Raw genomic sequence first — 21640 nt, forward strand, 5'->3', positions numbered from 1 at the left:
CCTTTGATGCGCTGGTCTTATCTTGTCGTGGCCCTGCTGACGCTGCTGGTTCTGGGCTGGGCGATGCGGATGGGTGGGGAAATAATGATGGCCGTGGACCTGCCGAGCCTGGCGCTGGTGCTTGCGCCCGCTCTCCTGATGTCGCTCGCCACCCACGGTCCGGCTGAAATGGCGGGTTGTTTCGCAGTGGCCTTCAAAAAAGAGGGAGTCGAGCCGGCGGCGCTGGAGAAAGGGATTCTGTTTTTCAAGACCCTGCAGGCCTATTTCACAATCAGCGCCGTAATATCTTTCCTTATGGGTCTTATTATTCTTCTGGCTTCGGCGGAGGATTACGCGACAATCTGCCCCGGACTGGCCGTGTCGATTATTTCGGTGCTTTATGCCTACCTTCTGGCCCTGCTGGTCACGGTGCCGTTCAGGACCGCGCTCGAAAAGAAAAAGATCGAGTTGGGCCGCTGAGTGTGGAATGAAAAATCTGTCTTGTATCTTGAGATTAATGTGAGCCTCGATGGAAGAAAGGTTCGCTTTACTGCGTTGTATTTTAAGAGGTTGGAATGAGCATGGTGGGAAATATGCTAATAAATCTTGACAAACAAGAGTAAAGGAATTATAAATTAAACAATCCACGTATGTGGAGGTGGATGGCTTTGCCATCGGAGCCCGCAAGGGCTCTTTTTTTATCCTATAAATTTTTTCCCAGAACCAGCTATCCTGCCGTTTGATTGATAATATTTATTCTGCAATATCGCTACTATCTGTCTTGAAAATACTCCGAGCTCTCTCTCAAATAAATTTTGCTCAGACAAAATTTCACACCAGCTCGGGTGGGCAAGAAGATCAACTAATTGAAGACCTGCGATGTTATTGCTTTTCTGCTTGACTTTTAATTGTGAGCTTGTGAGGTGTTGTGTAAGATAACCTTTTTCAAGGTAATGAGTTCCTTTGTTGTAGAGATTGTTAAAGGCTTCTTTTAATTTCTTGTCCTCTTTTCCTCCTCTGGATTCTGCAAGAACATCCCCAGTAGCTCCTGTACTTCTTAGAAAGAAAATATATCTTTCAAGCATAACTTCCAAACAATAGTGGTAAGGATGATATATCCAAGTGGAATATGTTTCTTTATGTGCTTTCTTATCTATGCATATGGTTATAACTTTGAAATCCCACCTTCTCAAGCAATTAAGTAGTTCGGAATTGAATTGCTTTTCCGTTTCTGGATCAGAAAGCACTGAGAATACATCTCGTTTGTTTACAATGTCTTTGCGATGCAAGATCACTGGATCATCAGGGTGCTGTCCGAAGAATCTTTTCTTTAGGGACTCCATTTCTGGAAATACGACATCATCAATGTGGTCTAATTTGAAAATGACACCAGTCAAACTTAAGAATCTATGAATGGGATTTGAGGAGCTTCCCAGGTCTGGATTGCCGACTTCATCGATATACATTCTGTATTTGGCTGCTGAATTCATGATGGTATCAATTCCACTGATGTTTGCTAATATAGAGAACCAAATTATGTCGTTCATGTTTTGCTGTAAAACTGAATTCATTGCTAAATATAAGCTTTCTCCGCTTCCTTTGTCACCGCGGCGGCAACCCGCACCACCTCGACTGGATAGCGGCCGCGGGCGGTCTCGCCGGTGAACAGCAGCCAGCCCGTGCCGTCCAGCACCGCGTTGTAGATATCGCTCACCTCGGCCCGGGTGGGCACAGGGTTAACGCACATCGATTCGAGCATCTGGGTCGAGGTGATCGACTCCAAGCCCAGGGCGGCGGCCCGGCGCAGCACGTGTTTCTGGGCCGCGGGCACCCGCTCCAGACCGATCTCGGCCCCCAGGTCGCCTCGCGCCACCAGGACACCGTCGGCTGCTTCCAGTATCCCCTCCAGGTTGTCTAAGGCCTCGGCGCGCTCGACCTTGGCGATCAGGCGCAGACTTGCTCCGCGTGCGGCCAGGTAATCCCGTACCTCCCGCACCGAGCCGGCATCCCGCACGAACGAAAGCGCCAGGCTGTCGAACCCGAGGGCGGCCAGGCAGTCCAGGTCGGCGCGATCCTTGGCGCTCAAGGCAGGGAGCCTGAGGTCGAGCCCCGGGGCGTTCACCCCCTTGCGCCCCTCCAGCGCCCCGCCGCGGACAATCCGGCAGCGCGCCTCCACGCCCGGTTCCAGTACTTCCAGCTCCACCGCCCCGTCGTTCAGCAGCACCCGTGCGCCAGGCACGAGCGCCCGGACCAGCTCCGGACAGTCGAGCGTTATCCGTCCGGCGCCGAGCGGCGCTTCGCCCGCGCAGAGGACAGTTTCCCGTCCTGCCTCCAGCCGCACGCCGCCCTCCGGGGCCGTGGCCGTGCGTGGTCGTGGCCCCTGAAGGTCGGCCAGCAGGCGGACTCGCTGTCCGCTGGCTTTCTCGGCTTGTCTGAGGGGAACGAGCAGGCGTTCGCATTCGCCGGGGGTAAGATGGGAGAAATTGACCCGCACCCCGCGCATTCCGGACTCGATCATGGCCTCAAGAATGGGCTGGGAGGCGCAGGACGGTCCCAGGGTGCACATTATTCCGGTGCGCAGCGGTGCGGTCATCCGGCAGCCGCGCCGATCCGGCCCGGCTGCCCGGTGGCCGAGAGCACGCTGTTCCAGAGGCTGCTCTCCAGGGCCACCTTTTTCTTGCCGTGGGTGACCTGGCTTAATGGCACGTGGGTCATCACATTGTGCCACAGGCCGACCACCATGTCGGTCTTGCCGGCCATGGCGGCGTGCACCGCGGCGCGGCCCAGGTCGTTGCAGAACAGAGCGTCCCCGGCATCCGCCGGCACGGAGCGCACCACGTAACTCGGGTCGATGTACTTGAGGTTCACCTCGTGGCCGCACCCGGCGAAATGCGCCTTGATCCTGTCGCGCAGGAACGTGCCCACATCCCGGGACATCTGGCTGTAGGCGATGTTGCCGCTCTTGTCGCGCATGATCTCGCCGCTGTCGACCAGGTCGAGTCCCGCGCCCTCGGCGGCCACGATTACGGCGTGGTTGCGCCGCACCAGGCGTTCCTCCAGCAGCTCGAACAGGCCGCCCGGTCCCTCCAGGCTGAACGGGCACTCGGGGATCAGGCAGAAATTGACCACCATGCTGGCCAGCGTGGCGTGGCAGGCGATGAACCCGCTGTCGCGTCCCATCAGCTTGACCAGGCCCACGCCGTTGGGCGCTCCCTCGGCCTCGTTGTGCGCGCCCAGGAGTACCTGCCGCGCGGCCTGGACCGCGGTGTCGAACCCGAAAGTCTTGTAGACGAAAAGGATATCGTTGTCGATGGTCTTTGGCACGCCGATCACGGACAGCTCGTAGCCCTGGCGCAGGGCCTCCTCGGCCACGCCGTGCGCCCCTTTCAGGGTGCCGTCCCCGCCGATCGTGAACAGGAGGTTCACTTTCCAGCGGCGGCAGGCCTCCACGATCAGCGCCGGGTCGACCGCGCCGCGCGAGGAGCCGAGGAACGAGCCGCCGTTGCGCTGAACGCCCTCCACCCGCTGGGGGGTGAGCTCCAGCGGGGTCTGGGCCGAGGCCATGTCGAACCCGGCGTAGCCGTAACGCACCCCCAGCACCCGTCGCACCCCGTAGCCGTGGTACAGCTCCAGGAAAATGGACTGGATGACGTTGTTGATCCCCGGGCAGAGTCCGCCGCAGGTGACAATGGCCGCCCGGGTGCTCTGCGGGTCGAAATAGATACGCCGCCGCGGCCCGGCGCACTCGAAAGAGGCCGGTTCCCCGGGGCCGTTCTTCCGGGGCAGGTAGACATCCAACGGGATACGCCGGTCATCCGACTTGTAGTCCGGCAGCCCGTCATCCGGACGGGTCGAGAGCCCGAGCGGTGAATCGAGCTGCGGAGCGCCCAGGCTCAGCACCTCCAGGTCTTTCCTCTCCGGCTGGAAATCTATTGCCATAGGATCAGCCCCAGCTCGTAGGGGTGGACCATGTCGACATGGCGCGGCAGCACGCGCAGGGTGAACCCGTGCCTCCCGCTGTGGGAGCAGCGCACCAGCCCCTCGAAGCGGTGCACACCGTCGCCGCCCGCGCCCTTGTGCTCCATGACCACCGTGTTCGACCCGGTGATCTCGCGCCGCTGGTTGAGTGTGCCGTAATAGACCTCCACCGAGATATCCTCGGGCGTGAGCGAGCCCAGGCGCACCTCGGCCCGGACTTTCATCTCCGTGCCGACCAGGTACTCGCGGTCGACCTCCGCTTCGGCTTTCTCGATGCGCACACCACCCCAGGCCTCCCGGACCCGTCTGGTCCAGGCGGCCAGTTCCCTGGCGCGGGCGTAGTTGTCGGCCGAAAGGGTGACCGTGCTCTCGGCGGCGGGCAGGTAGAAACGCTCCAGGTATTCCTGGACCATGCGGTTGGTGTTGAACACCGGCCCGAGCTTGGAGATCGAGGCGCGCATCTTGTCGATCCAGCGGCGCGGCTGACCGTTCTCGCTGCGCTGGTAGAACTGCGGCACCACCTCGTTTTCCAGCAGGTTGTACAGGGCGTTGGACTCGATCTCATCCTGAAGGGCCAGGTCGGTGTATTCCTCGCCCTTACCGATGGCCCAGCCGGAGTCGCGCTCCAGCTCGTAGGCCTCATCCCACCAGCCGTCCAGGGTGCTCAGGTTGAGCGCTCCGTTGTAGACCGCTTTCATGCCGCTGGTGCCCGAGGCCTCCATCGGACGGCGCGGGTTGTTCAGCCAGACATCCACTCCCTGGACCATGTAGCGCGAGACCACCAGGTCGTAGTTTTCGAGGAACACGATCCGGCGGCGCACCTCGGGGTCGTTCGAAAAATGCACGATCTGGCGGATGAAAGCCTTGCCCTCCTCGTCCCGCGGATGGGCCTTGCCGGCGAAGATGAACTGGACCGGGCGGTCCTTGCTGTTCATGATCCGTTTCAGGCGCTCGACGTCTTTCAGCAGCAGAGTGGCGCGCTTGTAGGTGGCGAAACGGCGGGCGAACCCGATGGTCAGCAAGCCCGGCTCCAGCACCTCATCCGCCAGGGAGATTTCCTGGGCCGAGGCCCCGCGCTCGGAAAGCTGTCGCTTCAGGCGCTTGCGGGCGAAAGCCACCAGGCGCTCGCGGCGGCGCTCGTGGGTGCGCCAGATTTCCTCGGCCGGAATCTGGTCCACCCGGTCCCAGACCGCCGTGTCCGTGGGGTTCTCGCGCCAGCGGTGCCCCAGGTAGCGGTCGTAGAGGGAGGCGAAATCGCGGCTCAGCCAGGAGTGGATATGCACGCCGTTGGTCACGTGGGTGATCGGCACGTCCTCCAGGGGCACGCCGCTCCAGACATTCTGCCACATGTTGCGGCTGACCGCGCCGTGAAGGCGGCTCACGCCGTTGTAGTAGCCCGAAAGCCGGAAAGCCAGGTAGACCATGTTGAACGGTTCGAGGTCGTTATCCGGGTTGCGGCGCCCAAGGGCCAGAAAGCGGCGTTTGTCCAGGCCGAGCTGCCCGTACAGCGGCGAGAAATAGTAGTCCACCATGGCCGGGTCGAACGTGTCGATGCCGGCCGGGACCGGGGTGTGGGTGGTGAAAATGGTGCCCGGCCTCACCGCGGCCAGGGCCTCATCGAACGAGAGCTTTGCGTCGGTGGTAAGCCTCCGGATACGCTCGATGCCCAGGAACGCGGCGTGGCCCTCGTTCATGTGGCAGACATCCGGGTCGATCCCGATGGCGTCCAGCGCGATCAGCCCGCCCACGCCCATCAGGATTTCCTGCTGGATGCGCATCTCCTTGTCCCCGCCGTAGAGCTGGTAGGTGATCGCCCGGTCGGAGGGGCTGTTGGCCGGGACATTGGTGTCCAGCAGATACAGCGGCACCCGGCCGACCTGGGCTTTCCAGATGCGGGCGCAGACATTGCGGCCGGGGAACGGCACGCAGATCACGATCTGTTTGCCCTGGGCGTCGTTGACCGGGGCCACCGGCAGCTTGTAGGGGTCGTTGTCGTAGTAGGATTCCTGCTGGTACCCGTCGATATTGAGGTACTGGCGGAAATAGCCGTGCTGGTACATCAGGCCCACCCCCACCAGGGGGGCGCCCAGGTCGCTGGCGCTTTTCACGTGGTCGCCGGCCAGCACGCCCAGGCCGCCGGAGTAGATCGGCAGGCACTCGGAGATGCCGAACTCGGCGCTGAAATAGGCCACGGTCATCTTGTAGTCCTGGTCACCGTGGGCTTTCTGGAACCAGGTGCGCGTGTCGGCCAGGTACTCTTCCAGACGCTGACGGGCCGAGTTCAGGTGGTCCAGGAACCCGTCATCCACGGCCAGCTTGTCCAGGGTGGTCTGGTCGATCGTGTCCAGGATGAGCGAGGGGTTGTGGCGGGTCGCTTCCCAGAGGTTGGGGTCCATGCGCCGGAACAGCTCGATCAGGTCATGGTCCCAGGCCCAGTACAGGTTGCCGGCGATCTCGCGCAGCACGCGGAGTTTTTCGGGCAGCGCGGGGACAATCGAAAACTCGGTGATGTTTTTCATTGGGTGTCCCTTGTAGTCCAGCGTCTTGGGCGGATTGAAAGCATGAGCGCGGCTCCCCGTGCGGGCGCTTTGCTCCGGAGATTGTCGGGTTTCAGCGGCTGCTCTGCGGCTCAGCCGCTCTCTTTCTGTATCTGCAACAGCGAGCTGAGTCCCACATCCAGATGAATGTCGGTGAACTTGTCGAACACGGCGCGCGAGCTGCGCCGTGTCTTGATCCCTTCCTCGGTCAGCGGCAGGTCGCTGATCAACAGCAGCGCCCCCACTCTTAGCCCCAGGGCGAACCCGACCGCGAACACGGCGGCGGTCTCCATGTCGATGGCCCGGGCGCGCTCGGCCAGCAGCACCTCGCGGAACGACTGGTCGAACTCCCAGAAACGGTACCCGGTAGTGTGGATAATGCCATGGCGGCAGGTCAGGCCCCGCCGGTCGAGTTCGAGACTCAGGTGGCGCTGGATCAGGAAATAGGGCAGGGCCGGCACCCGCTCGGGCAGGTAATGGTGGCTGGCCCCGTCATCCCGGATCGCCGCGGTGGGCAGGAAGAAATCTCCCACCCGGTGCTTGGCGCTCAGGCCCCCGCACAGGCCCAGGAACAGCAGCGCCCTCGGCTCCACCGCGGTGAGCACATCCACGATCAGGGCGGCATTGGGCGAGCCGATGCCGAAACAGACCAGGCTGATCCCGGCGGAGGGATCATGCGCGGCGCTCATGGCCGAGCCGCGCTGGCTGGAGCGCCCGGCGCCCGCGGCGAAACGCTCGGCGTAGAGCTGGAAATTGGTCAGAAGGACATAGGGTTGAAACAGGTCCGGCGCGCTGCCTGTGTAACGCTCCAGGGTTTCGCGGGCAATCTGTCGTTTCCGGGAGCGCTTGTCGGGCGCTGGCTGATCCATCCGGTCTCCACCTTTCTTGCCTCTGTGCCGGTCCAGTCAAAATTAATTTAAACTTCCCGGGCCGGATAAGCAACAGCGGATTCAGCTTTAAACGCGCCTGGGGCCTGTCCTGGGCCGCAAGAGCCGCGGGAAAAACGCGAAAATCCTCATGGGAATCGGGCTTGCCTCATCCCCCGCCTGGGGGCTATTTTTATCAACACCGCCGGAGCGAGAGGGAACGGCTGCGCGGCGGGAGATTTTTTCAACCTTGAGACGAAAGGAACTGTCATGGAACCCTTGCGTGTAGGACTGGCCGGACTGAATTTCGGCAAGAAACTGGCCCTGAGCGGCACGAAAAACCGCAGCATCCAGGTGGTGGCCTGCTACAGCCGCACTGCGGCCTCGCGCGAGAAATTCGCCGCCGAGTTCGGCTGCACCCCCTGCGAGAGCTACAACCAGATGCTGGAGCACCCGGAGCTGGAGGCGGTGATTGTCGCCACGCCCAACCACAATCACCTGGAACAGGGCTACGAGGCCGCGGTGCGGGGTAAGCACGTGTTCGTGGACAAGCCGATCACCAACAGCATCAAGGAGGGCGAGGCCCTGGTCTCGGTCTGCCGCGATAATGGAGTGAAGCTCTGCGTGGGCCACAGCACACGCTTTTCCGGATCGTACACCAAAATACGCGAGCTGGTGCAGGCGGGCCGGATCGGACAGCCGCTGGTCGTGGAGGCGCATTTCGGGTCGAGCAACGCGTTCGGCCTGCGGCCCGGAGACTGGCGCTGGAGCCAGGCCACCTGCCCCAGCCAGTCGCTCATCCAGATGGGCATCCACCTTCTTGACGTGATGCGGGCCACCCTCGGCGAGGTGGTGAGCGTGAGTTCGCATTTCGAGAACGTGATGCTGGACATGGACAACCCCGACCTGAGCGCCACGCTGCTGGAGTTCGAGTCCGGGGCCACCGGGGTGCTGGTCTCGAGCTACATCCACAACGACTGCTACAGCGTGTGGCACGGAAGCGAGGGCCTTCTGCGCTACATGTACTGGGTGGATGACGGGCGCATCGAGCGACTGGACAAGTTCGGGCACGTGGATGAGAGCGACCACTGGATCGATTTCGAGCCGCAGGACAGCCTGGCTGTGGAGCTGAAGGATTTCCAGGGCGCGGTGCGCGAGGACCGCGAGCCGATTGTCAACGGCGAGGAGGGCCTTCGCAGCCTGGCCCCGGTTCTGGCCGCGGTGATCAGCGCCCGCGAGGGACGGCGGGTGTATATAGACGAGCTGCTGTAAAGATGACGCTGCGGGAGGGGTCGGGGAAAAGGCCTGCACACGTTGCGAGCGGATGAATGCTGAGCTGGCTGTTCATTCAAGCGGGAGATCAGGATGAATAAATTGATAGTTGCCGCGCTGTCGCTGCTGTTGACGGCTGGAGCCCTTTTGGCCCAGGGCGCGGAGAAAACGGAACAGAAACCGGAGCCGCCTTTCTCGAACGCGGTCAAGGCCCAGGGGCTGGTTTTCGTGGCCGGACAGATCGGCGCGGAGCCCTCCAGCGGCAAGATGGAGCCGGAGATCCGCGCCCAGGTGCGTCAGGCGCTCCAGAACATCAAGGCTGTCCTGGAGGCCAACGGCTCCGGGATGGACCGGGTGGTCAAGACAACCGTGTTCCTGACAGATATCGACTATTTCGGCGCGATGAACGAGGAGTATGTCAAGTTCTTCCCGGGCGCCAAGCCCGCCCGCTCCACGGTGGCCGTGGCGGCCCTGGCCCGCGGCGCGCTGGTCGAGATCGAGGCCGTTGCGGTGGATGGGCAAGCGAAATAGACAGGCTGGGATTGCCGTAAGCACTGTAGGGGTGGGTTTCAAACCCGCCCCCCGCATTATGATGCTATGCGGTTTTACCGCGGGTTAGCTCATTCGGAGGCAGGCCGGTTGAGTGGTACGAACGAGACATACAAGCCCGGCTGGCTGGCCCTGGCCGCGAGCGGCGAGCTGACGAATCGTGCGGAACGCGCCCTGGAGCTGGCCGCAGAGTGCCGTCTCTGCCCCCGCGCCTGCCGGGCGAAGCGTTCCGGGGGACAACGGGGGGCCTGCGGGGCGGATTCAGTTATCAGCGCCCCGGTGGCGAGCGCGGTGCCCCATTTCGGCGAGGAGCCGCCGCTCGTGGGCACGGGGGGCTCGGGCACGGTGTTTTTCGCCGGTTGCGGCCTGCACTGCCTGTTCTGCCAGAACTTCCAGATATCGCACCTTCCCCCGGGAGGGGCCGCGGACAGCGGGGTGCAGGAACTGGACGCCCAGGGCCTGGCCGGGCGCTTCCTGGCTCTTCAGCGGGCCGGCTGCCACAACCTGAACCTGGTCACCGCCAGCTCGCACCTTCCGGTCGTGCTGGCCGCACTGGAGCTTGCGGCCGCCTCCGACTGCCGCTTGCCCGTGGTCTGGAACAGCGGCGGCTACGAGACCGCCGAGACCCTGGCCCTTCTGGATGGGGTGGTGGATATCTATCTGCCCGACATGAAATTCGGTTCGGATGAGGCGGCACAGCGCCTGAGCGAGGGGCGCGGCTATGTGGAGCTCAACCGCGCGGCGGTGTCCGAGATGTTCCGTCAGGTGGGGCTCCTGGAACTGGATGCACGCGGTGTCGCTGTCCGAGGGCTGATCGTGCGCCACCTGATCCTGCCCGGCGGCCTGGCCGGCACCCGCCAGGTGCTGGAATTTCTTTCCCGCGACATCTCCCGCTACGTGCAGCTCAGCCTGATGTCCCAATATTTCCCCTCCTACCGGGCCACAGTCACCCCCGGGCTGGAGCGGCCGATCACTGTCCGCGAGTACGAGCAGGCCCTGGCCCTGGTCGAGGAGTTCCGCCTGGAGAATGTCTGGGCCCAGGCCCTGGAGAGCCGGGATAACTACTGCCCGGATTTCGAGCGGGACCAACCGTTCCAGGGGCTTTGAGGGGAACGGTCAAGAACTTGTTATGTTCGACCGTAAGGAGAGAATAGATACCGTAGGGGCGGCCCCCCGTGGCCGCCCGGATAAAAAGGGCAGGCACAGGGGTCTGCCCCTACGCGGACCGACGTCAGGAAGCACGCCTTTGGGATGAAATGCCCAGCGGTAGAGCCGTGAGGTGTCCATATGTAGGGGAGGGTTTTAAACCCTCCCCTAAGTTTTTTCGATGGTTTTGAGCCCTGCGAATAACCGCGCGGAATTCCTGATGGAATAGAGAATCCTGATGGCAAACTGAATTACCGGGGTATCGGAAAGGAAAGACTGAACGAAATCTCAGCGGCGGCCGTTCTTGGAAGCCGGGGCCGCGGCGGCGCCCCCGCTGAACACGCGCAGGAACAGCTTGAAGACCCAGGTGAAGAAGATCACGATCGGCTCGAAGATTTTCAGCAGGCCGATCTGCATGTTCTCACGGCGCACTTTCTGCACGCGGAACACCTTGTAGAGCTGTTCGATGTCCGCGCTCAGGTCGGGGTTGGCGCGCTCGATCTGCTCGAGCTGCTCGCGCAGGAATGTGGCGATCCCGGGAAAGCTCACGGCGTTGATGCCGTAGCGGGAGCAAAAATTCCTCAGGCGCTTCAGGTTAGAGCGCAGGGGGCTTTCCGAGTAATCGCTCATCAGGGTGCGCAGGGCCTCGATTTTCAGCTCGTCGGTCAGCATGTCCTTCATCTTCATCTTCTCGGCCATCTCGATCGCCTGTACGTAGAAACGGCTTTCCTTGAGCGAACCGATATGGTCGAGGAAGATCGCATCGAAGGCGAGCATGCCCTCCAGCGCGGTGGACAGGTTGCGCGCCTCATCGAAACGGGTTTTGCCCAGCAGGTTGCGGATCAGCTCGTTGAGCGATTCCCGCACATCCGGGCTGCTCATGTAGTTGGCAAACAGCTCCGGGCTTTCGTTCCTGAATTTCAGGGTGGCGGGGTTGTTCTTGAACTGCTCGATGAACTTGACCAGCTCGGCCGTGTTGTCGATGTCGGTGCGCTGGACCAGCTCCTTGAAATACAGGACCGCCGCGCTGACCAGGCTGGAGTCGGTGATCAGTTCCTGCTCCGGAAGGTAGGAACTCATGATGTTGGCCAGCAGGAACGCGTTGCGGGCGAAAGCATAGCCCTGGTTCTGCCCCTCCAGGCGTGAGGTCTCCTCGGAGTAGGCCGCGAACAGCATCCGCCCGATCTCCTTCGCCACGCCCTCATCCGAGATCAGGACATTGTTCCGCACTGCGCCGTTCTCGGCGCCCAGGGCCGCCACGGTACGGGAGGTCTCGTCCAGGCGTTCGAAGATGCGCTGGACCTTGGCATATTCCCGTTTGCTGAGGAAATGGTCGATTGTCTTGAACAGCAGGCGGCGGTCGGCGTGCAGGCTGGAGGCGGCCAGAAGGCCGGCGTAGAGCTGGATTCCCCCCGCGATCCGTCCATTGGCCGAATCGTTAAGGTCGCGCGAGAATTCCTTGAAAAATTCCGGATAGTAGTACTCAAGCTGAGTGATCTGCTTGTAGTTCAATATCTCCTGGAATTTATCGAAATTGTTCTCGGCGCAGAAAAGCAGTTCCTCCAGCTTTTCCCGGATCGGCTTGTAGAAACGGGAGATGATGTCGTTCTTGGACATGTACTCCGAAATCAGGGCCTTCACCTTGGCGGCATCCACAATGGAGCCGCGCGAGATAAGAAGGTCGTGATTGCGGATCAGTCCTTCGAGTTCTCCAACAACTGCCATCAAGGCTCCCTCCAGAAAAAACAAGCCCCCAGCCGGCGCATTCATTCCCTGTATTATTGCGAATTCTTAGAGTTTACGCAAGTATGGAATGCATGGGCCGCTGCAAGGCGTACAACCTGATTATCGACCCTGCGGGCAAAGGGGTTTAGTTTTTTCCGGATCGGGGCGGCCGGCTGTCTTGCCGGAGCGCACACCCGGTTGTAGATTGAGTCCCGGCGTACACCGCCGGAAGGGATTCACACTGTGAAAGTCCTGTATGTCACCGATCTCCACGGCCGCAAGGCGGCGTATGAGAAAGCCGCCGAGCTGGCGCACGGCTGCGGTGCGCGCGCGATTGTCAACGGCGGCGACCTCTATCCGCTGGGACCGGACCTGTTCGCGGTGCAGAAACAGTTCCTCGAGGGCTGGTTCAGGCAATACCTCGATTCGCTGTCAAGCCGCGGAATCCTGTTCCTGGCCACCCTGGGCAACATGGACCTGGCCGGCCTGGACGGGCTGTTCCGCGAGGTCATGGCCGGGTCGGGCTGCGGGCGGGTGTTGCTGGATGAGGCGGTGGAACTCGATGGCTGGTACTTTATCGGCTCGCCCCTGACCACGGATGCGCCGTTCGCCCTCAAGGACCGCTGCCGCCGCGACCGCCCGGACTCCACTCCGCCGCCGGTATCCCGCACTCCGCTGCTGTCCGGTCCGGATGGCCTTTACCCGGCCCCGGACTGGAACGAGCGCTGCCTGGCTCTGCCCGACCTTGGCGCGAGCCTCGACCGTCTCCCATGCCCGCCCGACCAGTCGCGCGCGGTCTATGTGCTGCACCAGCCGCCGCAGGGCCTCGGCCTGGGGATAATCGAATCCGGCGCGGATGTCGGCTCGCTGGCGGTGCGTTCTTTCCTGGAGCGTGTCCAGCCCCGGCTCTCCCTGCACGGCCATATCCACGAGTCGCCCTCCGCGGGAGGGCGTTGGCGCGCGGCCCTGGGCCCGACTGTCTGTGTCCAGCCGGGCCAGCTCCCCGGCGACAGTCTGGTCACGGTCACCCTGGAGCTGGAAAGCCTGGCCATGAGCCGCAAGGTCCACGACCTTTGAGGCCTCAGCCTTTCTCGATCCGGACCTCTGTGCTCACCGCCACCGGCTGGCGCAGGGTGGCCATCACGCCGCAGTATTTCTCGCTGCTCAAGTCCACGGCCTTTTTAACCTTATCCTCGGGTATATCCTCGCCCCTTAGGACATAGGTCACCTTGATGCTGCGGTAGTACTTCGGGTGCTCCTCGGCCTCATCCGCGCTGACTGTCATCTCGAAGGCTTTCACCTGCACTTTCATCTTGTTCAGGATCGAGATGACATCCATCCCGGTGCAGCCGGCCACGGCGCACAGCAGCAGCTCCTTGGGGTGCACGGCGCTGTCGGCGCCGCCGCCCGGCCCGGCGCCATCCAGCAGGATCGCATGGTTGGAGGGCGGGTTGGCCACGAACTGCAAACCCTCGACCCAACGGACAGTGGCTTTCTTTTCCATTGTCTTTCCTCCTTCGTACTAACGATATGGAGTCGAGGCAGGCTTGTCCAGAGAGCGAGGCCACGGTGCGGAGCGGGGGGCCGGCGCCGCGTTTCACGCGGGGCTGGCCGCGCGCGGGGGCAGGGAGAAGACAAGGGTGGAGGTGAGGAAAGTGTCGAGGGAGTGTTACGATCCTGCGGGTTCCCCCGCGCGGCCGGCCGGGCGCTTTGCGCCCCGCCGGCCCCCCCTGGCCCCGGGCTATTGCGCCAGGTCCAGGCCGAAACCGTAGGGCAGGCTGCGGTCCAGGGTGATCGGCAGCTTGCCCTTGACCGGCATCACCAGCTTGCCGAACAGGTCGTTGACCAGGGCGCACTGGCTGGCGCGGCAGGAGGAGTAGAGGCAGAGATAGCAGTCGATCTCCGGGAAAAGGCAGATCACCCGCGGGTCGCCGAACGAGGCCATAATGACTGGCTTGTCCATCTCGATCAGGCGGCGAACGAATTCCACCTGGGTCGGGCTGAAACCGTGGGCCGAATATTTCGGTCCCTGGTTAGTGAACATGCAGCAGAGGATCACCTCGGCCGACTGGGCCTCGACCCAGGCCTCATCCAGCTTGGCCGAGTCCACCCGGCTGTCCAGCTGACGGCTGCTGACACGCTCGAAAGTTTTGCTCAGGCAGTCATGGAGGTCTTTCTCCATGTCCGGCTCGAAACGCGCGGTGAAAGTCAGGTTGAGCAGCGAGCGGCGCAGCGCCGGGTCGAGCGGCAGGAGGTGGCGGCGGTCGCGCAGAAGGGTGATCGAGTCCTCGGCCACCCGGTCGGCCACCTCGAGGTTGGCCGGGCTGGAGACCTTGCGGTCGATCTCCTCAGGGATCATCACCGGGCGGGTGTTCTTTTTCAGGCGCAGGCGCAGGGACAGCACGCGCTCGGCGGACTGCTCCACCCGGGTGATCGGGATACGCTCACGGTAGACCGCGTCCAGCAGGGTCCGGGTCACCGCCTCCGGGTCGGGCACCCCGGCCAAGACATCCACCCCGGCGTTGACCATCGCCACCAGCGACTCCGGTTCGAGCAGATGTTCCATGTGACGTTCCGACAGGTCGGGTGTCATGGCCACGCCTTTGAACCCCAGGACCTCGCGCAGGAAAACCTCCACCAGGTTGCGGTCGGTGATCGCCGGCACCATCTTGCCCGAGATCAGGTCCGGCATCTCGCGCCAGTCCACGATCAGCGCGGCCAGGCCGGCCTCGCTCAGCAGCTCGAACACACCCAGCTCGGTGTCGACCAGCAGCTTGCGCAGATGATACAGCCAGCGGCTGCCGGTGAACTCGCCCTTGCAGATCGCCTCGGTGCCCGGGAAATAGCGCGGGGCCGCCACAGCGCCGCCGGTGTGCACGCCCTTGATAAAAGCCGTGGACAGACGGGTCACCAGGTGCAGTTTCTCACCGTACGATTCCACCCTGGGCAGGCCCTCGGGGATCGCCACACCCACCCGGGAGCAGGTCGGGCCGATGATCGTGTTGATTCCAACGGCCCGGCATTCCTCGGCCGTGATCTTGCCGGCCAGGTAGGCGTATTCTCCGCTGCGTGTAGCCCCGAACGCCATGTTGCTCGGGAAATGCGTGCCCCGGGAAAGAAGCGAGCCGAGTCCGTTTTCCACCTCGGCCGCCACGGCCAGGGGCAGCTCCAGACCCTGCTGGATTTTCTGGATGCGTGTGGCTGTCTCGTACAGCTCTCCGCATTTGAACAGCATGCCTCCCAGAGCGCCGCTGCGGGCCAGATCCTCACCCTGGGCGATCTGTCTGTCCTTGAGGGAGTTGTGGAAACCGCAGAGCGGGCACCAGATCATCTGCCCGATTTTCTGCTCGAGGCTCATTCTTTTGAGAATGGCTTTAATGTCGATGGGCATCCGGCGCTCCGGGGACAGAGAAGGTTGGTCCTGCGGCCTGACCTTAATTGTCAGTGCTGTAAGCGTAATGAGAATAATAAGACCCGTGCGAAAAAACAGCAAATATTTCTTTTTCCCGCCTGGGCCGGGTTTAAGACCGCCGCGAGTGCGGAAAAGCTTGTACGACTGTTTCCGAGTGGTTAGAATCGTTTTGCGGAGAACTCAATTTATATCCGGTTATCTCAGCCGTAACGCTCAAACGGAGGGACGGTGGCGATGCAAATGTTCGTTTTCAGGTACCTGACGGCCGGCCTGGCCGCGTGTGTGCTGGCCCTGGCGGCTGGTTCCTGTGCGCCCAAGGAGAAAAAAATGGCGTATCTCGACACCGGATTGCCTTTCGCGGACCGGACCGCGGACCTGGTCTCGCGCATGACCCTGCCCGAGAAAATCTCGCAGATGGGGCACGACGCGCCGGCAGTAGACCGTCTGGGCATCCCCTCCTACAACTGGTGGAACGAGGCCCTGCACGGCGTGGCCCGCAACGGCATCGCCACCGTGTTCCCTCAGTCCATCGGTCTGGCCGCCGCCTGGGACACCGACCTGCATTTCCGCCTGGCCACGGTGATCTCGGATGAGGGCCGGGCCAAGCACAACGAGGCCATGCGCAACGGCGACCACCGGATCTACACCGGCCTGACTTTCTGGTCGCCCAATATCAACATTTTCCGCGACCCGCGCTGGGGCCGGGGCATGGAAACCTACGGCGAGGACCCGTTCCTTACCGCGCGCCTGGGCGTGCAGTTTGTCAAGGGCCTGCAGGGCGATGACCCCAAGTACTTGAAAACAGTGGCCACGCCCAAGCACTACGCCGTGCACAGCGGCCCGGAGCCGGAGCGCCACCGTTTTGACGCCGTGGTGGGGGACCGCGATTTCCTGGAAACCTACCTGCCGGCTTTCCACGCCTGCATCGTCGAGGGCGGCGCCTGGAGCATCATGGGAGCCTACAACCGTTTCCGTGGCCATCCCTGCTGCGCCAGCCCCACCCTGCTGGTCGATATCCTGCGCAACGAATGGCATTTCAAGGGTTACGTGGTCAGCGACTGCTGGGCGATCCGCGATTTCTACCAGGGCCACAACGTGGTCGCCAACGCGGCCGAGGCCGCCGCGCTGGCCGTACGCACCGGCTGTGACCTCAACTGTGGCGAGTCCTACCAGGAGGCCTTGGGCGAGGCGGTGGAAAAGGGCCTGCTCACCGAGGCCGAGATCGACTCCGCGGTCACGCACCTGTTCCTGGCCCGTTTCAGCCTCGGGATGTTCGACCCCGACAGCATGGTTCCCTACGCACAGATTCCCGTATCGGTCAACGACAGCCCGGAGCACCGCGCGCTGGCCCTGGAGGCGGCGCACAAGTCCATCGTTCTGCTGAAAAACGCCGGCGGGATGTTGCCCCTGGACCGCAACAAGTACAAGAAAGTGGTCGTGCTCGGGCCCCAGGCGGTTTCGTTGGACTGCCTGCTGGGAAACTACAACGGCCATCCCTCGGCCTACACCACGGTGCTGGACGGTATCCGGGCCAAGCTGCCACCGGAGGCCGAGGTCACCTACCGCACCGGCTGCGGCATCGCCCAGAATTTCGAGAACTGGGAAATGGTCCCGCCGGAGGCCATTCAGCCGGTCGAGGGCTGGAACGGCAAGCTGAAAGTGGAGCATTTCGCGGGTGAGGCGGTCTCCGGCGAGCCGGTGGCGGTCACGGACGCCCCGTTCATCGGTTTCCAGTACCACCGTTTCCACTGGCCGATGGTGCCGCAGCTGGAGGGCCAGGTGCACTCGGCCCGGATCAGCGGGAAAGTGCAGGCCCCGGTGGACGGCCGCTACAAGCTGCGTCTTTCCTGCCGCGACAAGTTCGCCCTCAGCCTGGATGGCGCCGCGCTTGTCCAGTCGGACACCAGCGCCTGGACCGAGAAGAGCGCCGAGGTCGAGTTCGAGGCCGGCAGCGTGCACGAGCTGCAGCTCGAGATGACCGGGATGAAGGGTGACGGCAACGTGGTGCTGGAGTGGAGCCTGCCAGTGCAGGCCGATATCGCCCCGGTCATCAGGCAGGCCGACCTGATCGTGCTCTGCCTGGGGCTGTCGCCCAATCTGGAGGGCGAGGAAATGCCGGTCGAGGTGCCCGGGTTCTCGGGCGGCGACCGCACCAGCCTCGACCTTCCCGCCACCCAGGAGGCCCTGCTCAAGCAGGCCGTGGCCTCGGGCAAGCCGGTGGTGCTGGTGCTGATGAACGGCAGCGCGCTGTCGATCAACAGCGCCGACAAGAGCGTGCCGGCCATAGTCGAGGCCTGGTACCCGGGCGAGGAGGGCGGAAAGGCCGTGGCGGATGTGCTGTTCGGTGATTACAACCCGGGCGGACGCCTGCCGGTGACTTTCTACAAGTCGGTCGACCAGCTCCCCTCGTTCGAGGACTACAACATGCAGGGCCGCACCTACCGCTATTTCAAGGGTGAGCCGCTCTACCCGTTCGGCTTCGGCCTCAGCTACACCACGTTCGAGTACGGCGAGCTGAGCGTTCCCGCCGAGATCGTCGCCGGCGACTCGGTCAAAGTGGCGGTCACGGTCAAGAACACCGGCAGCCGCGCCGGGGATGAGGTGGTCCAGGTCTACCTGTCCGACCTGGAGGCCTCGGTGCCCGTGCCGCAGCGCGCCCTGGTCGGGTTCAAGCGCGTCTCGCTCGCCCCGGGCGAGAGCGCCCGCTGTGAGTTCAGCCTCGCGCCGGATGCCTTCACCATCATCAACGACAACGGTGTGCGCGTGGCCGAGCCAGGCGCGTTCGAGATCACGGTGGGCGGCAAGCAGCCCGGTTTCAAGGGCTCGGCGGATGCCGCCACCACCGGCGCCGTGACCGGCCAGGTCACCTTGCGCTGATCCACGCTCAGGGAGCGCCGGGGTTATGTCCCAGCCCGGCGCTCCCTTTTTTTGAGCGCCGCCCCTTTATCTGTCCTTGACAAAGGATTATTGTTTAAATATAGTAGCGGGCCTGTAACAGATACCTGCGCGCCTGAAACCCCGCAGCGAGCTCGAGGATACCTTTTTCACAATTCGGAAGAGGAATGCAAGATGAAAATCCCGAAGGATTTGAAGTACACCAAGGAACACGAATGGGTCCGTTTCGAGGAGGATGACCTCGCGGTGATCGGGATCACTGATTACGCCCAGAACGAGCTTGGTGACATCGTCTATGTCGAGCTGCCCGAGGTGGGCGACCAGGTCGAGACAATGGAAAGCTTCGGCACAATCGAGGCGGTCAAGACCGTGGCCGACCTCTACAGCCCGGTCACCGGGACCGTGGATGAGATCAACGACACCCTGGCCGATGAGCCGGAGCTGGTCAACAGCGACCCGTACGGTGACGGCTGGATGATCAAGGTCAGGACCAAGGAAGCCCCGGACGATCTTCTGACCCCGGAAGAATACAAGGACATGATCGGCTGAGGCCGGAAAGCGCGCGCAGAGAATGAGATATACGCCACACACCGAGGCCGATGTCAAGAGGATGCTCGAAAGCCTCGGCCTGAATTCGCTGGATGAGCTTTTCCGTTCCATCCCGGCCGAGGTCCAGGCCCGCTGCCGTCTGAGCCTGCCCGAGCCCTTGACCGAGATGGAAGTCACCGCCCTGGTCGAGGAGGTGGCCGCCGCCAACTGCGACCCCTTCGCCACGCTCAGTTTCCTGGGCGGCGGGGCCTGGGACCACTACATCCCGGCCGCCACCTGGCAGCTCCTTTCGCGCTCCGAGCTCTACACCTGCTACACGCCCTACCAGGCCGAGGTCAGCCAGGGCACGCTCCAGGCGATCTACGAGTACCAGAGTCTTGTCTGCCGCCTGACCGGCATGGACATCGCCAACGCCAGCGGCTACGACGGCGGCTCGGTCACGGCGGATGCCGCCCTGATGGCCGCCGCGATCAATGATGAGCGTTCGGTGGTCCTGGTCTCGGACACGGTGAACCCGGCCTACCGTCAGGTGGTGGAAACCTACAATTCCGGTGGGCGCTGCACTGTGCGCCGGGTGCCGTCGAAGAACGGCGCCACCGACCCTGAGGCCCTGGCCGCGGCCCTGGATGAGGACACGGTCTGCGTTATCGTGCAGAGCCCCAATTTCCTGGGAGCGCTGGAGGACACCGCAGCCCTCTGCGCCCTGGCGAAAGAAAAGGGTGCGCTCTCGGTGGTGGTCTGCGACCCGGTGGCCCTGGCCCTGACCACCTCGCCCGGCGAGGCGGGGGCCGATATCGCAGTGGGCGAGGGCCAGCCCTTGGGCGTGCCGCTCAGTTTCGGCGGACCGTATCTGGGCTTTTTCGCCACGCGCGAGGGCTACAAACGCCAGCTCCCGGGCCGTCTGGTCGGCATGACCGAGGACGTGAACGGCAAGCCGGGCTACGTGCTCACCCTTCAGACCCGCGAGCAGCATATCAAGCGCGAGCGCGCCACCAGCAACATCTGCACCAACCAGGCCCTTCTGGCCCTGGCCGCCACGATCCACCTGACCCTGCTGGGCCGCGAGGGCCTGACCGAGGCGGCGAACCTGAGCCTGCAGAAAGCCCACTATCTGGCCGAGCGTATCGCGGCCCTGCCCGGCTGGAGCCTGGCGTACCCGGAGCAGCCGTTCTTCCGCGAGTTTGTGCTGCGGCCGCCCAAGCCGCCGCGCGAGGTGATCGAGAAAGCCCTGGCGCGCGGGTTCCTGGCCGGGATCGACCTGGGGCGTCTGGACAGTCAGTGGGAGGGCCTGCTTCTCACCGCGGTGACAGAGAAGCGGACAAGAAAGCAGATGGACAGCTTAGTGGAAACCCTGGCCTCGCTGTGAAGCGGGGCCTTTTGGTTTTCAGATAGCAGGCAAAAGTAAACGGGCGAACACAAGGTTCGCCCCTACGGTAGGCCCGCGCTGCCTGCGACTCCTGGAATCCGCTTTGATTCTCGATCCCCGGCGTAGGGGGGGCCGGGGGGATTTAATCAGACAGTCCGTTTTACCACCTCTTTCGCGATATCCTCCCGCCAGACAAGGCAGTGGAAAGAAAGGATTAGATAATATCAAATCTCCCCTCAATCCCCCTTTTTCAAAGGGGGAGGCAGAGACTGCCCCTTCCATACCTCATGCAGTCAGACCCAATCCGGGCCTCCCGTGATTCTGATGTCAAAAAGAAAAGGGCACGGCAGGCCGTGCCCTTACAGTAAAATCCATAGCTTAAACAGCCCCACCTCACTCCTCGTACGCACCCATGTGGCTGAACTTGTCGATCCGCTGGCGCACCAGCTCCTCGGGCTTGACCTTGCTGAGCTGAGCCAGGTGGCGCGAGAGCACCTCTTTCAGGCTGGCCGAGGAGGCGGCCGGGTCCATGTGCGCCCCGCCGTTGGGCTCGGGGATTATCTCGTCGATTATGCCGAACCCGAACAGGCTTTTAGCGTCCAGCTTGAGCGCTGCGGCGGCTTTCTCCTTCTCCGCGTCATCGCGCCACAGGATCGAGGCGCAGCCCTCGGGCGAGATAACCGAGTAGGTCGCGTTCTCGAGCATCAGCACCCGGTTGCCCATGCCCAGGGCCAGGGCCCCCCCGCTTCCGCCCTCGCCGATAATCACTGAGACCAGGGGCGTGCGCAACAGGGTCATCTCGCGCAGGTTGCGGGCGATCGCCTCGGCCTGGCCGCGCTCCTCGGCCCCCAGGCCGGGGTAGGCGCCCGTGGTGTCGATCAGGGTCACCACCGGACGGCTGAACTTCTCGGCCAGGTACATCAGGCGCAACGCCTTGCGATAGCCCTCCGGGTGCGGCATCCCGAAATTGCGGTAGATTTTCTCCTTGGTGTCGCGGCCTTTCTGCTGGCCGATCACCATCACGGCCCGGCCCTCGAACCAGGCCCAGCCGGCCACGATGCTCGGGTCGTCGCGGAACTGACGGTCGCCGTGGAGCTCCACGAACCCCTCGAACACTGAGCCGATGTAGTCCAGGGCGTAAGGGCGCTGCGGGTGACGGGCCAGCTGGACCCGCTGGTAAGGTGTGATCTTGCGGTATATTTCCTCCCGCAGGCGCGCCAGTTTTTTCTCCAGCTTGCCGATCTCGGAACGCAGGTCCAGGCCCTGGCTCTCCGACAGACGGTCCAGTTCGGCGATCCTGTCCACCAGGTCGTGGATCGGTTTCTCGAAATCGAGGTACTGACCGTTCATCGTGGCATTCTCCGCT

The 21640-nt window shown here is 63.0% G+C and carries 17 protein-coding genes; 8 read left to right on the top strand and 9 right to left on the bottom strand.

Features of this window, described 5'->3' with window-relative positions; translation table 11 throughout:
- Window positions 1-6 precede the first annotated feature (6 nt).
- On the top strand, window positions 7-459 hold the full coding sequence (locus LLH00_07840; protein ID MCE5271180.1) for a hypothetical protein: 453 nt from the start codon (window positions 7-9) through the stop codon (window positions 457-459).
- A gap of 218 nt (window positions 460-677) precedes the next feature.
- Here the strand turns inward: LLH00_07840 and LLH00_07845 are convergent, their stop codons facing one another.
- The 5 genes from LLH00_07845 to LLH00_07865 all read right to left on the bottom strand — a co-directional run bounded on the left by LLH00_07845 (window position 678) and on the right by LLH00_07865 (window position 7363).
- Window positions 678-1526: a DUF3800 domain-containing protein gene (locus tag LLH00_07845; protein MCE5271181.1), complete on the bottom strand. Its 849-nt coding sequence runs from the start codon at window positions 1524-1526 to the stop codon at window positions 678-680.
- A 26-nt stretch (window positions 1527-1552) separates the two neighbouring features.
- The gene (gene pyk, locus LLH00_07850; protein ID MCE5271182.1) at window positions 1553-2572 is read right to left on the bottom strand and encodes a pyruvate kinase; all 1020 of its coding nucleotides are present in this window, start codon (window positions 2570-2572) and stop codon (window positions 1553-1555) included.
- On the bottom strand, window positions 2569-3918 hold the full coding sequence (locus LLH00_07855; GenBank protein ID MCE5271183.1) for an ATP-dependent 6-phosphofructokinase: 1350 nt from the start codon (window positions 3916-3918) through the stop codon (window positions 2569-2571). The genes pyk and LLH00_07855 overlap by 4 nt, the downstream gene beginning before the upstream one ends.
- Entirely contained in the window at window positions 3909-6476 is a 2568-nt protein-coding gene (gene glgP / locus LLH00_07860; protein MCE5271184.1) for an alpha-glucan family phosphorylase, read from the bottom strand. Before glgP ends, LLH00_07855 begins: the two co-directional genes overlap by 10 nt.
- A gap of 110 nt (window positions 6477-6586) precedes the next feature.
- The gene (locus tag LLH00_07865) at window positions 6587-7363 is read right to left on the bottom strand and encodes an AMP nucleosidase (protein ID MCE5271185.1); all 777 of its coding nucleotides are present in this window, start codon (window positions 7361-7363) and stop codon (window positions 6587-6589) included.
- Between the two features lie 267 nt (window positions 7364-7630).
- Here LLH00_07865 and LLH00_07870 point away from each other — a divergent pair, with 267 nt between their 5' ends.
- The 3 genes from LLH00_07870 to LLH00_07880 all read left to right on the top strand — a co-directional run bounded on the left by LLH00_07870 (window position 7631) and on the right by LLH00_07880 (window position 10288).
- Window positions 7631-8632 (top strand): Gfo/Idh/MocA family oxidoreductase, encoded by a 1002-nt coding sequence (locus tag LLH00_07870; GenBank protein MCE5271186.1) that lies wholly within the window; start codon window positions 7631-7633, stop codon window positions 8630-8632.
- Between the two features lie 93 nt (window positions 8633-8725).
- Entirely contained in the window at window positions 8726-9163 is a 438-nt protein-coding gene (locus tag LLH00_07875; protein MCE5271187.1) for a RidA family protein, read from the top strand.
- Between the two features lie 108 nt (window positions 9164-9271).
- On the top strand, window positions 9272-10288 hold the full coding sequence (locus LLH00_07880; GenBank protein ID MCE5271188.1) for a radical SAM protein: 1017 nt from the start codon (window positions 9272-9274) through the stop codon (window positions 10286-10288).
- A 327-nt stretch (window positions 10289-10615) separates the two neighbouring features.
- Here LLH00_07880 and LLH00_07885 read toward each other — a convergent pair whose 3' ends face one another.
- On the bottom strand, window positions 10616-12052 hold the full coding sequence (locus tag LLH00_07885; protein ID MCE5271189.1) for a hypothetical protein: 1437 nt from the start codon (window positions 12050-12052) through the stop codon (window positions 10616-10618).
- Between the two features lie 243 nt (window positions 12053-12295).
- Here LLH00_07885 and LLH00_07890 point away from each other — a divergent pair, with 243 nt between their 5' ends.
- Window positions 12296-13129 carry a hypothetical protein gene (locus LLH00_07890; protein MCE5271190.1) on the top strand — a complete coding sequence of 278 codons (834 nt, stop codon included), beginning with the start codon at window positions 12296-12298 and terminating at the stop codon, window positions 13127-13129.
- Between the two features lie 4 nt (window positions 13130-13133).
- On the opposite strand, the gene LLH00_07895 is transcribed toward LLH00_07890, so the two are convergent.
- Window positions 13134-13556 carry an OsmC family protein gene (locus tag LLH00_07895; protein ID MCE5271191.1) on the bottom strand — a complete coding sequence of 141 codons (423 nt, stop codon included), beginning with the start codon at window positions 13554-13556 and terminating at the stop codon, window positions 13134-13136.
- 237 nt (window positions 13557-13793) lie between these two features.
- Window positions 13794-15443, bottom strand: a complete 1650-nt coding sequence (locus tag LLH00_07900; protein MCE5271192.1) for a hypothetical protein — start codon at window positions 15441-15443, stop codon at window positions 13794-13796.
- 255 nt (window positions 15444-15698) lie between these two features.
- Between LLH00_07900 and LLH00_07905 the strand changes: the two genes are divergently transcribed.
- The 3 genes from LLH00_07905 to gcvPA all read left to right on the top strand — a co-directional run bounded on the left by LLH00_07905 (window position 15699) and on the right by gcvPA (window position 20274).
- Window positions 15699-18341, top strand: a complete 2643-nt coding sequence (locus tag LLH00_07905; GenBank protein ID MCE5271193.1) for a glycoside hydrolase family 3 C-terminal domain-containing protein — start codon at window positions 15699-15701, stop codon at window positions 18339-18341.
- A gap of 192 nt (window positions 18342-18533) precedes the next feature.
- Window positions 18534-18908 (top strand): glycine cleavage system protein GcvH, encoded by a 375-nt coding sequence (gene gcvH, locus LLH00_07910; protein ID MCE5271194.1) that lies wholly within the window; start codon window positions 18534-18536, stop codon window positions 18906-18908.
- Window positions 18909-18930: 22 nt separating this feature from the next.
- Window positions 18931-20274 (top strand): aminomethyl-transferring glycine dehydrogenase subunit GcvPA, encoded by a 1344-nt coding sequence (gcvPA, locus tag LLH00_07915; GenBank protein ID MCE5271195.1) that lies wholly within the window; start codon window positions 18931-18933, stop codon window positions 20272-20274.
- A gap of 393 nt (window positions 20275-20667) precedes the next feature.
- On the opposite strand, the gene LLH00_07920 is transcribed toward gcvPA, so the two are convergent.
- Window positions 20668-21624: an acetyl-CoA carboxylase carboxyltransferase subunit alpha gene (locus tag LLH00_07920; protein ID MCE5271196.1), complete on the bottom strand. Its 957-nt coding sequence runs from the start codon at window positions 21622-21624 to the stop codon at window positions 20668-20670.
- Window positions 21625-21640 lie beyond the last annotated feature (16 nt).

The organism is bacterium (assembly GCA_021372515.1).
GTDB lineage: Bacteria > Gemmatimonadota > Glassbacteria > GWA2-58-10 > GWA2-58-10 > JAJFUG01.